12 protein-coding genes are annotated in these 12602 nt (G+C 34.8%); all 12 read right to left on the reverse strand.

From position 1 onward, the window contains the following. Positions 1 to 84: 84 nt before the first annotated feature. The 12 genes from hisA to sucD all read right to left on the reverse strand — a co-directional run bounded on the left by hisA (position 85) and on the right by sucD (position 12547). Positions 85 to 831, reverse strand: coding sequence for a 1-(5-phosphoribosyl)-5-[(5-phosphoribosylamino)methylideneamino]imidazole-4-carboxamide isomerase (hisA, locus tag M0214_RS12750; RefSeq protein WP_248722947.1), 747 nt, complete (start codon positions 829 to 831; stop codon positions 85 to 87). Position 832: 1 nt separating this feature from the next. Beyond that, positions 833 to 1414, reverse strand: coding sequence for an imidazole glycerol phosphate synthase subunit HisH (hisH, locus tag M0214_RS12755; RefSeq protein WP_248722948.1), 582 nt, complete (start codon positions 1412 to 1414; stop codon positions 833 to 835). Positions 1415 to 1484: 70 nt separating this feature from the next. Continuing rightward, complete coding sequence (hisB, locus tag M0214_RS12760; RefSeq protein WP_248722949.1) at positions 1485 to 2621, reverse strand: bifunctional histidinol-phosphatase/imidazoleglycerol-phosphate dehydratase HisB; 1137 nt, start codon at positions 2619 to 2621, stop codon at positions 1485 to 1487. A gap of 85 nt (positions 2622 to 2706) precedes the next feature. Beyond that, positions 2707 to 3744 carry a histidinol-phosphate transaminase gene (hisC, locus tag M0214_RS12765; protein ID WP_248722950.1) on the reverse strand — a complete coding sequence of 346 codons (1038 nt, stop codon included), beginning with the start codon at positions 3742 to 3744 and terminating at the stop codon, positions 2707 to 2709. 74 nt (positions 3745 to 3818) lie between these two features. Continuing rightward, a complete protein-coding gene (gene hisD / locus M0214_RS12770; protein WP_248722951.1) occupies positions 3819 to 5105 on the reverse strand; it encodes a histidinol dehydrogenase in 1287 nt (428 codons plus the stop codon). A gap of 57 nt (positions 5106 to 5162) precedes the next feature. Beyond that, positions 5163 to 6020 carry an ATP phosphoribosyltransferase gene (hisG, locus tag M0214_RS12775; RefSeq protein WP_248722952.1) on the reverse strand — a complete coding sequence of 286 codons (858 nt, stop codon included), beginning with the start codon at positions 6018 to 6020 and terminating at the stop codon, positions 5163 to 5165. A gap of 308 nt (positions 6021 to 6328) precedes the next feature. Then, positions 6329 to 7144, reverse strand: coding sequence for a prohibitin family protein (locus tag M0214_RS12780; protein WP_248722953.1), 816 nt, complete (start codon positions 7142 to 7144; stop codon positions 6329 to 6331). Between the two features lie 23 nt (positions 7145 to 7167). Then, a complete protein-coding gene (locus tag M0214_RS12785) occupies positions 7168 to 7938 on the reverse strand; it encodes an SDR family NAD(P)-dependent oxidoreductase (protein ID WP_248722954.1) in 771 nt (256 codons plus the stop codon). 5 nt (positions 7939 to 7943) lie between these two features. Next, positions 7944 to 9980, reverse strand: a complete 2037-nt coding sequence (locus tag M0214_RS12790) for a VWA domain-containing protein (protein ID WP_248722955.1) — start codon at positions 9978 to 9980, stop codon at positions 7944 to 7946. Positions 9981 to 10043: 63 nt separating this feature from the next. Continuing rightward, complete coding sequence (gene fabG / locus M0214_RS12795) at positions 10044 to 10790, reverse strand: 3-oxoacyl-[acyl-carrier-protein] reductase (protein ID WP_248722956.1); 747 nt, start codon at positions 10788 to 10790, stop codon at positions 10044 to 10046. A 185-nt stretch (positions 10791 to 10975) separates the two neighbouring features. Beyond that, the gene (locus M0214_RS12800; protein WP_248722957.1) at positions 10976 to 11539 is read right to left on the reverse strand and encodes a DUF4082 domain-containing protein; all 564 of its coding nucleotides are present in this window, start codon (positions 11537 to 11539) and stop codon (positions 10976 to 10978) included. 135 nt (positions 11540 to 11674) lie between these two features. After that, positions 11675 to 12547, reverse strand: a complete 873-nt coding sequence (sucD, locus tag M0214_RS12805) for a succinate--CoA ligase subunit alpha (protein ID WP_248722958.1) — start codon at positions 12545 to 12547, stop codon at positions 11675 to 11677. Positions 12548 to 12602 lie beyond the last annotated feature (55 nt).

The raw sequence follows: 12602 nt of genomic DNA on the forward strand, positions 1-12602 counted from the left end.
GATGCGGGATTTCGAGCATAGTATCGAGAACTACATTTACTTCTCGATACAATTTTTCGTTCCTCAAAATCACTCGAAGTGACATTAGTTATTATTGATTATATAATCTTCAAGTTGTTTTAAACTAATTTTATTTTCATAAATGGCCTTACCAATTATGGTGCCTTCACAACCTAATTCAGCCAATCTAGGAAGTTCATCAAATTTTGAAATACCTCCTGATGCAATTAGTTTAAGAGATTCTCTGCTTTGCTCTGAATGACATTGGGCTATCATCTTTTCATATAAGTCAAATGAAGGGCCTTCTAGCATGCCATCTTTGGCAATATCTGTACAGATAACGTAAGATACGCCCTTGCTCATGTAATTCTTTACGAATGGTATTAATTCTTCATCAGACTCTTCTAGCCATCCACTAATCGCTATTTTTTCATTATTGGCATCGGCGCCTAAAATGATTTTATCATTTCCGAATTTAGATAACCAGCTTTCAAAAACATCGGGTTTCTTAACAGCGATACTACCGCCAGTAATTTGTCCAGCACCGGATTCAAAAGCAATTCTTAAATCTTCATCGGTTTTTAAACCACCTCCAAAATCGATTTTTAAATTAGTTTTGGTTGCTATTTGTTCTAACACCTTATGATTTACAATATGGCTTGCCTTTGCGCCGTCTAAGTCTACCAAATGTAAATATTCAATGCCATGGTCCTCGTATTGCTTAGCAATCTCTAACGGATTCTCATTATACACTTTCTTTGTGCTGTAGTCTCCTTTAGACAACCTAACGCACTTACCTTCAATTATATCTATAGCTGGAATTATTCGCATTTTATAATTCTAAAAAGTTCTTTAATATTTTAGCACCTTCATTTCCACTTTTCTCAGGGTGGAATTGTGTACCATAAAAGTTCTCATGTTGCAATGCCGATGCATAATTGATTTCGTAATCCGTAGCTGCTATGGTTTCATCACAATGTTCGGCATAATAACTGTGAACCAAATACATATATTCGTTCTCTTTGATGCCTTTGAACAAATCTGATTTCAACTCCTTAATCACATTCCAACCCATTTGTGGCACCTTTACATCCTGTGAAAAGCGTTTTACATTGGTTTGAAAAATCCCTAAACCTTCGGTATCACCTTCTTCCGTATGTAAACACATGAGCTGCATGCCTAAACAAATCCCTAATACTGGTTGTTTAAGTTTTGGAATCAATTCATCTAAGCCACTCTCTTTAAGCATAGCCATAGCTGAGCTTGCTTCTCCAACTCCGGGAAATATAACCTTATCAGCAGCTTTTATTTCTTCTGGATTTTTGGATAAGACCGCATCATACCCCAAACGATTAAAAGCAAACTGAATACTTTTAATATTCCCAGCTCCGTAATCTATAATTACTAATTTCATTTATGAGCTTTTGGCTTTTGGCTTTTGGCTATTAGCTAACTTCTAACAGCGAAAGGCTAAAAGCTTTTTTTTATAACATTCCTTTTGTTGATGGTAAAAACATCTTGTTGGGATCTCTTTTTACCGCCATTTTCATGGCTTTAGCAAACGCTTTAAAAATCCCTTCTATTTTGTGATGTTCATTTACCCCTTCTGCTTTTACGTTTAAATTACATTTGGCGCCATCTGTAAATGATTTAAATAGGTGGAAAAACATTTCTGTTGGCATATCCCCTATTTTTTCTCGTTTAAACTCAGCGTCCCATTCTAACCAATTTCTACCACCAAAATCAACGGCTACTTGAGCCAAACAATCATCCATTGGTAAACAGAATCCGTATCGTTCTATACCTAATTTATTGCCTAAGGCTTTATTGAATAATTCACCCAAAGCAATCATGGTGTCTTCGATAGTATGGTGTTCATCAACTTCTAAATCACCATTAACTTTTATGGTTAAATCCATAGCACCATGACGACCAATCTGGTCTAACATGTGGTTAAAAAATGACAGACCAGTATCAATGTCATTTTTACCAGAACCATCCAGATTTAATTTTATATATATCTGTGTTTCATTGGTGTTACGTGTAATTTCTTCAACTCTATTTTCAATCTTTAAAAACTCGTATATTTCTTTCCAATCTGTATTCGTTAATGCAATACAATCTAGAATTTCCTTTTTATTAGCTTCAATTTCATCAGCTCCCAATTCAGGGTTTTCAGAAAGATAAATTCCTTTCGCCCCCAAGTTTTTAGCCAGCTCCATATCGGTTATTCTATCCCCTAAAACAAATGAATTAGTCAAATCATATTCCTCAGAAAAGTATTTCGTCAACAAACCAGTTCTTGGTTTACGGGTATTGGCGTTTTCATGAGGAAAGGTTTTATCAATATGGATAGCGGCAAACTCAACGCCTTCTTTTGCAAAGGCATCAATGATTTTATTTTGAGCAGGCCAAAAGGTGTCTTCTGGAAAAGAATCGGTTCCTAATCCATCTTGATTGGTGACCATGACCAGTTCATAATCCAATTCACTGGCTATCTTAGCCATGTATTGAAACACTTTTGGGTAGAATTCCAGTTTCTCTAAACTATCTAATTGATAATCTACTGGCGGTTCTAGGACCAAGGTGCCGTCTCTGTCTATGAATAGTACTTTCTTCATCTTTTTTTGTCATTCCTGCTAAGGCAGGAATCTATTTAATATTATTCAAATTTATGTGGATTCCACATCAGGTGCGGAATGACAATCATTTTAATTCTTTTAAGGCCTTAATCAATATCTCGTTTTCTTCCTTAGTTCCCACCGTAAAACGTAAACAGTTTTCACAACCTGGTTGCGTTGTTCTATTTCTAATTACAATACCCTTCTCAATGAGCTCATCATAGCGTTTGGTTGCATCATCAACCTTGGCTAAGACAAAATTAGCATCAGAAGGATATATTTCAGACACAAAAGGAACATCCTTAAGTTTATCAACTAAAGCCGTTCTTTCTTCTAAAATGGATTCAACTTGACTTTGTGTCTGTTCGTAATTTTTAAGCTGCTCAATAGCTCGTTGTTGTGTCAACTCATTGACATTATAAGGCGGCTTGATATTGTTCAAAACAGATATAACCTCTTTTGATGCATAACAAATCCCCAAGCGGATGCCAGCCATTCCGTAGGCTTTTGACAATGTTTGGGTCACAATCAAATTGGGAAATTCGTTTAACCTTTCAATCCAACTTGGAATATCGGAAAAATCAATATACGCTTCATCAATAACAACAACGCCTTTAAACGCTTTCAACAATCTTTCAATGGATTCTTGAGAAAAGCTATTCCCGGTAGGGTTATTTGGTGAGCATAAAAATAAGAGTTTACTATTTTCATCTGCAACTTCTAAAATCTTATCAACTTGTGGTTGAAAGTCATCAGATAGCTGCACTTTTTTAATATCCACCGCATTGATATTAGCCAACACACTGTACATGCCATATGTTGGTGGCAAGGTTATGACATTATCTTTGTTAGGTTCGCAAAAAGCCCTATAAATTAAATCTAAAACTTCATCACTACCGTTACCCAACAAAATATTCTCAACAGGTACGCCTTTTAGATTTGAAAGCAAATCTTTAACAGAACCTTGTTGCGGGTCTGGATAACGATTAACACCGTTTTCATAAGGGTTTTCATTGGCGTCTAGAAACACCATATCATCAGTCGCTCCCTTAAACTCATCTCTAGCCGAAGAGTATGGTTTCAGTGCCTTTATGCTTGGTCTTATTAAATCTAAAACGTTCATTTTATTGTCACACTGAATTCATTTCAGTGTCTTGTTTTTTTTGAGATGCTGAAACAAGTTCAGCATGACAAATATTATTTTTTCAAATCCTTTAATCGAATGCTCACTGCATTTTTGTGCGCCTGTAAGCCTTCAGCTTCCGCCATTAGCTCGATGGTTTCACCAATATTCAAAATACCTTCTTTAGATATTTTTTGAAAGGTAATACTCTTTTGAAAGCTATCTAAATTAACTCCAGAATACGCTTTACTAAATCCGTTGGTTGGTAAGGTATGATTTGTTCCAGAAGCATAATCTCCCGCACTTTCAGGTGTATAATCACCAATAAAAACAGAACCTGCGTTTCTTATACCGTTTACATAATAATTTTCATTTTCTGTACAGATTATAAAATGCTCTGGGCCGTATCGATTTATTAATTCCAAAGCTGTCTTGTCATCATCCACCAATATCAATTTGGAATTGTCAATGGCTTTTTCAGCTATTTCTTTTCTTGGCAAAACATCAACTTGAGCACTAACTTCTTCAGAAACTTTAGTAATCATGTCTTTGGAAGTCGATACTAAAATTACTTGACTATCTTTTCCATGTTCTGCCTGACTCAATAAGTCAGAAGCGATATAAGAGGCATTGGCATTTTCATCGGCCACCACCAATAATTCACTAGGCCCAGCAGGCATATCAATAGCAACACCGTATTTAGTGGCTAACTGTTTTGCAACCGTTACAAATTGGTTTCCAGGTCCGAAAATTTTATAAACCTGAGGAATAGTCTCAGTTCCAAAAGTTAAGGCAGCTACTGCTTGAATCCCACCAACCTTAAAAATCTTTGTAACGCCACAAAGTTTAGCTGTATATAATATTTCGGGAGCTAGCTTTCCTTCTTTATTTGGAGGCGAACATAAAACGATCTCATTACACCCTGCTATTTGAGCTGGGGCAGCTAACATTAAAACTGTAGAAAATAACGGCGCAGTTCCTCCTGGGATATATAACCCCACGCTTTCAATAGGTCTTTTTTCTTGCCAACATTCAACACCATTTGTGGTTTCAACACTAACTTTCGATGTTTTTTGAGCTACATGAAAGGTTTCAATATTACTCTTAGCATTTTTAATAGCCTCCTTTAAAGCCTCAGGAATCAATGTAATAGCATCTTCTATTTCTTCTGCAGAAACTAAATTGCTTCCAATAACTACTTTATCAAAACGCTCAGTGTATCTCTGAATTGCTTCGTCTCCATTCTTTTGAACGTCAACAAACACCTCACTAACAATATCTTCAATATCGTTAACAGTTTGTGTAGGACGTTTTAGAATTTCTGCCCAAGACTCTCTATTTGGATTTTCTATTATTTGCATATCATATTCATATTGCATTAATGAGATTCCTGCCTTCGCAGGAATGACAAAAACGAATTATAATACCATTTTTTCAATTGGACACACTAAAATGCCTTGGGCGCCATTGGCTTTTAGCTCATCAATAACATCCCAGAATTCATTTTTACTTATTACAGAATGTACAGAGCTCCAGCCTTCTTCAGCCAATGGCAATACGGTTGGACTTTTCATTCCCGGTAGTAAACTTTTTATCTTTTCTAGTTTATCATTAGGTGCATTTAAAAGCACATATTTTGAGTTCTTTCCCTTTAAAACCGATTTTATTCTAAAGAGAAGCGTATCCAGAATCTCTTGTTTGTCTTCTGATAAATTTGGTGTAGACGTTAAAACAGCTTCACTTTTAAAAAGTACTTCGACCTCTTTCAAGTTGTTTTTAAACAAGGTGCTTCCACTAGAAACAATATCAACGATAGCATTAGCTAACCCAATGTTCGGTGCAATTTCTACCGATCCATTAATAATGTGTATATCTGCTTTTTCACCTTTACTTTCAAAAAATTGATTTACTGTATTTGGATATGAGGTTGCAATTTTTTTGCCTCTTAAATCCTCAATTGAATTGTATTCAACATCCTTAGGAACGGCAATGGATACTTTACATTTCGAAAAGCCTAAACGCTCTACTATTGGTAAATCATTCCCTTTCTCTATTAGCGTGTTTTCTCCTAAAATAGCAATATCAACCACACCATCTCGTAAATACTGAGGAATATCGCCATTTCGTAAATACAAAACTTCTAAAGGAAAGTTTCGCGCTTCTGCTTTTAACTGATCTTTACCATTGTCTATGGAAATGCCACAATTTTTTAATAATTCTAACGATTCTTGGTTTAGTCTACCGGATTTCTGAACGGCTATTTTTAACTTACTCATTTTGTTTTGGTTATGAGTTTGAAACAATCTAGTTGATTTTAGAAATGAAAAACCCGCTTGATTGTCTCAAACGGGTTTAAATATTTTGATTTTATTCAATACATTTTCACTTCGCTTGAGAGCAAATATGAAAATGATGATGTAATTGAATAAAAGTCATGTCTTTCTTTATTTCTGCAAATATCTATAAAACTTGAGTAAAACACCAAATAATAAAGTTGATTTTTTAAATTTTAACTAATCTGTAAATAAGATAATTAATTGTTGTTTAAAATTTAAAATATAAGCAGAATTACTGAATTATTTTTTTATTGATTTCCCAATATAATTGGCAATCCGCTGTCACCCGAACCTATAACAATAACCTTACTATTTGGGGATTCTGCTAATTTGGTAGTAGCTTCGATACCTTTATCCTGTAAAATTTTATCATTTAAAGAAGCGCTCAATATTCTATTAGCATCTGCCTTACCTTGCGCCTCGATACGTTGTTTTTCTGCCTCTTTCTGTGCGGTAACCAACCTAAACTCATATTCCAAAGATTCTTGTTCTTGTTTTAATTTACGTTCAATGGCATCTTTAATTGTAGGAGGCAACGTAACGTCTCTAATTAAAATACTATTTAATTGAATATACTGCTTCTCCACAATCTTTTTAGTTTCCATAAATATTTCTTCTTGAATAGCATCTCGCTTACTAGAATAAAGTTGTTCTGGAGTGTACCTGCCTACAACACTTCGTGCAGCACTTCTAATAGCTGGCTGTAATACACGGTTTAAATAGTTTTCACCTTTCTCATTGTGTAATTTACCAAGATTTTTCGCATCTGGCTCGTACAATACCGACGCATCTAATTTTATATCTAATCCATTTGAAGAAAGAACAGACATTTTCTCTGGCACTTCTTGTTGACGAGTTTCATAATCAATGACCCTGTTCCATGGGGCAATGATATGAAAACCTGGCCCTAAGGGTGCTTTTTCTGAATCAACACCATTCCCCAATGTTTCATATAAGACTCCTGCATGTCCTGCATCTATAGTAACAGCTGATTTAGCCAATACTACTATTAAAATTATTGCAACCACGATAAATGGTAATGCAACCTTTGGTAATTTCTCCATTGTTTTATTTTTAAAATTATTTATTAAAGTTTTCCTTGATTAACCAGCTGTCCACCATCAATTGTTAACATCTGTCCAGAAGTTGTTCTGGCATCAGCTCCAAGATAGACAATTCCTTTGGCTATATCTTCAGGTAAAGATGTTTTACCTACAAGCGCAGCATTTTCAAATTTCTTTTTTACATCTTCATAACGCTCCCCAAGAAAGTCTTTTGTCCACCGTGTTTGAATAAAACCTGGACAAACACCATTTACCCTAACTTCTGGAGCAAGTGCATGTGCCAGGGAAAGTGTCATGGTTGATAAAGCCCCCTTAGATGACGAGTAAGCAATGGAACTACCCACTCCCGATATAGCACTCATAGATGAAACATTTACAATACTTCCCTGAACTTTTTTCAAATATGGGGCTGCAAACTTCACCATTTGATATGCTCCAATGACATTCACCTTATAAACATCTATGAAGTCATTTTCATTTAAGCCTTCTAGATTATTATAATCGCAAAATTTTGTAGTACCTGCATTATTAACTAGTACGTCTATTCTACCAAATTCTTTAATAGCTTGACTTACCATGCTTTCACAATCAGATTCATTAGCTACATTAGCTTTACAAACCAGAGCCTTTATACCAAATGCCTCGCAGGCTTCTTTTAATGCAAATGCAGATGCTTTGCTTCTAGAATAGTTAATAACCACATTCCAGCCTCTTTGCGCAAATTCTAAGCATGTTGAAGCGCCTACGCCAGAAGACGAGCCTGTCACCAATGCCGTTTTAATTTCTTTAGTCAAAATTACTATATTAATCCGTTATATTTTCTAAGGAACCACTCGGCAGATAAGCACATTGCAATTATTGCCAAAAGAAATTTCCAATCTATCAAAGGTATTGTATTTTTATGGCTTTTTTGAACAGAAACGAACCTTTTATCATTAACCAAGTCGTCTACTAAATTTTCTGTATTACCAATAAAATAACTTCTACCTTGGCTATTAGTAGCTAACTGCTCCAGCTTTGTTACATTGGCATTTAAGAATTGTTGCTCAACATCATATTCTAAAATGGTAAAACTACCGGATTTACTTATTTTTTCATTAGTGGCGCTTACCGTAAAATCGTATTCTGAAGGCGTTAAGCTACTCAAGTCAACTTGATAATTGTTATTTCTTAACACAAAAGGGAATTCAATATCTACTTTTGAAATTTTGTCTTTGATTTTAATCACTAGGGTTTCACGATCATCAAACACGTAGTTTTTATCAAAGAACTGGGCTTTGATTAGAATACCGCTATTACCAATATAAAAGGATTCATATTCAATATTTAACCTACTTTTTTGTCTGCCAGACGCTAAATACTGCACCATTTTACCCATAAAATTATCAAAGTCATTAAACGAGTTTGAGTTCAAATAGCTTTGTGCTCGCCATTTCCAAATGTTTTCTCCAAAAAGAACCACCTCTCTCCTACCATCACTTTCAATAGTCGCTAACAAGGGTTCATTAATAGAGTTATTCCCAACACGTTTGGTTAATAGGGATTGGAAAGGCACACTGAATTTAATGGCTCCATAGTTTGAGTTTAATGGAGGAAATGAAGCAAAATCAATATCATCGATTAAAAAAGGTGAAAAATTTGAATTGAAATCTACTTGATATTCTTCGGTTTGAGAAACTATTTCGTGTTCGTAGTTTTTATTAGATGTATTGATAAAATTCAGATTGGTTTTTGGGCCAATCACTACAAATCTGTTTTTTCGTTCTTTGTCTAAGGCTTCTTGCAAGGCTTTAAAACTACTATCTGGTTGGTAAATTATTATCAACTGATAATCATTCATCTGTGCTAAAGCCTCACTTGGTTTTAACACAGACACAGAACGTTGTTCATTACTTTCAATGCTCTTTTTGAAGGCTCCAATATCTGGATGTATAAAATTGGTAACAAAAGCAATTTTGGTTTTTTGATCGATAACTTCAATAGCAAAGTTCTTAGTATTATTAATAACATTCTTTTCGTTATCAATTGGCACTACATTCACTTTATAACTATTCGTTCCTATATTATTGGCAGGAAGTGTAAAGTTTATGATTTTGGAATTATTGGTTTTTGAGAAGTTTACAGATTCTGAATATACAATAGTACTCCCCTTAGTAACCTCTAAACGAGAATTAACAGTAGTATTGCCATTATAAACTACTATGGTCTCTACAGGGAATCTGTTTTTTAGAAATGCGTATTTATTAACGTTTAATTGCTCAATCCTTAAATCGGTGTGAGTTACAGTATCGCCAAGGATTATAGGGTAAATTGGCTGCTTATAGGAATTGTGAGCAAATTGATAATCATTCCCAAAAGTTTGATTCCCATCTGTTATTAAAACAGTTGGAGAAACTGAAGCCCTGTAGACCTGATTTAGTTGTCCAAATACATGATTGATATTGGTCTCTTTTTCTGAAAAACTTAAACTATCTAAAAGTGTTAAATCGTTTCCAAAAGAATATGCCGAAACATTAAACTTTTTCTTTAAATCGTCGTTATCAAGCAAGTCCTGAACTAAATCTATGGTAGCTTCATCTCTTTTAAGATGCCCTATAGAACTGGAGTTGTCGACAGCGATAACCAGATTGGGTTTTTCGGTATAAACCTTTTTCTTTTCAAATTTAGGGTTGACAATTAATAAAAGAACAGAAAAAACAGTTAAGAACCTTAAGATTGTAAAAACAACATTTAGCTTAAGCTGCTTCACTTTTGATTTATATCTATACTGAAATAGCGCTATAAATAGCGCTATTATTCCAGATAGTATGATATAAAGGATCGTTTCTGTTTGCATTTAGGATTGACGATTATGGATTACGATTTTATAATTTTAAAATCGTAATTCGTAAATCTTGAATTAAGTAAGCATACCGCCATCTACATTCAACGTTTGCCCTGTAACGTAAGCAGATAAATCACTAGCTAAAAATACACAAGCGTTGGCTACATCTTCTGGAGTTCCTCCTCTTTTTAATGGGATTCCTGCACGCCACCCTTTTACAACTTCTTCATCTAGTTTAGCTGTCATTTCAGTTTCTATAAAACCAGGTGCAATCACATTACTTCTAATGTTTCTTGACCCTAGCTCAAGCGCTACAGACTTTGAAAAGCCAATAATACCAGCTTTTGAAGCGGCATAATTTGTTTGTCCGGCATTACCTTTGACACCAACAACCGAACTCATATTAATAATAGATCCTTTACGCTGTTTTAACATGGTACGTTGAACGGCTTTTGTCATATTGAAAACCGATTTAAGATTTACTTCAATAACCTTATCGAAATCTTCCTCGCTTATACGCATTAAAAGGTTGTCTTTGGTAATTCCTGCATTATTCACCAAAACATCAATACTTCCAAATTCCTTAACAACTTCATTTGCTAAATCTTGAGCTTGATCAAAACTTGCTGCATTACTTTGATAGCCTTTGGCTTTAACACCTAGCGCATTTAATTCATCTTCTAGCGCTTTGGCTGCATCTACTGAAGAACTGTAAGTGAAGGCTACATTAGCACCTTGTTCTGCAAATACCTGTGCAATACCTTTTCCTATACCTCTACTGGCCCCTGTGATAATGGCCGTTTTTCCTTCTAATAATTTCATGTGGTTGTTTACTTAGTTTTTTTGTTTAATGTTGAATTCCCACAACAGCAGGAATGTAATTTTTAATAGTTTTAGGGGCTTAAACATAAGGTTTCTTATAAAATCAAATATACTAATTACTATCTTGTATCATAAAAAAAAACCTCACAAAATCTTGTGAGGTCTTTACGGGATAGTGGATTATTTTAATTGTCTGGAACAAATTTAATATCTACCATTCCTAAGTATACCGTTTTCACGATATTTGGAGGTAAGACTTGGTTTGTTCCAAATTGGGCACCATATCCAAGAAGTAAAATATTATTACTTTCTACAGGAAAAATTGTATTTCCGTCATCATTAAAAACATAATAGTCGTTGGTATTCACAGCTACGAAGTATGTTGTTCCAGATTGGATGTTTACAGGCTCAATATCTTCAAAAGATAACAAACCTGATGTTGAGGTAATATAAGCCGTTTTTAAAATTTCTTGTGTATCTGCATTCCAAAGCGTAACTCTGTAAATATCATTTTCAGGTACCCTTATTCCTAGTGCAGTTACTTTTCCATTTTTAAAAGTTTTGAAACGATAGCCAATTTCATGGGTGTTTACACCATTTATCTTAGTTGATTTTAATGTCATGGCTCCATCTTCCATTACCGTTTTCATAGGATATTCTGGAGTAGACTCAACAATGGGGGCGTCATTTTTTGAACAACTAAAAACACTAATAGTTACACAGATCAATATTAATTTTTGAATTTTCATGATTTCTAGGTTTTATGGATTACACCTATATATCAATTCAACAAATGAATTGTTACCCCAGTTCATGATATTTATTCAAAAAAAAATCCGCTAACTTATCAAGATAGCGGATTGAATTTTATTTGTTAAGAAATATTATCCTAATACTTCGGCAACTTTCTTTCCTATTTCGGCAGGAGAATCCACTACGTGAATGCCACATGCTCTCATAATTTTCTTTTTGGCTTGAGCGGTATCATCGCTTCCCCCAACAATAGCTCCAGCATGTCCCATAGTACGTCCTGCAGGTGCTGTTTCTCCAGCAATGAAACCAACTATTGGTTTATTACTTCCGCTAGCCTTGTACCAGTTAGCTGCATCGGCTTCTAATTGACCTCCAATTTCACCAATCATAACTACAGCTTCAGTTTCTGGGTCATTTATTAATAATTCTACAGCTTCTTTAGTAGTTGTTCCAATAATTGGATCACCACCAATACCAATAGCTGTAGTAATACCTAAACCTTGTTTTACAACTTGATCTGCCGCTTCGTAAGTTAAAGTCCCGGATTTGGAAACAATCCCAACTTTACCTTGTTTAAACACAAAACCTGGCATGATTCCTACTTTTGCTTCACCTGGCGTGATTACACCTGGACAGTTAGGACCTATTAAACGGCAATCTTTACCTTTAATATAGTCAGACGCTTTAATCATATCTGCAACTGGGATTCCTTCAGTAATTGTAATAATTACTTTTATTCCTGCATCTGCAGCTTCCATGATAGCATCAGCAGCAAAAGCTGGTGGTACAAAAATAATGGTAGTATCTGCTCCAACTTCTTTAACAGCGTCTTCAACAGTATTAAAAACTGGCTTATCTAGGTGGGTTTGTCCACCTTTGCCAGGAGTTACACCACCAACGACATTGGTTCCATATTCTATCATTTGGCCAGCGTGAAACGTTCCTTCGCTCCCCGTAAAGCCTTGTACTATTATCTTTGAATCTTTATTTACTAAAACGCTCATACGTAAATATTTTATTTATTCTAAAAATTGAAAAGCAAATGTAATTTTTTGAAAC

The organism is Seonamhaeicola sp. ML3 (assembly GCF_023273855.1).
Classification (GTDB): domain Bacteria; phylum Bacteroidota; class Bacteroidia; order Flavobacteriales; family Flavobacteriaceae; genus Seonamhaeicola.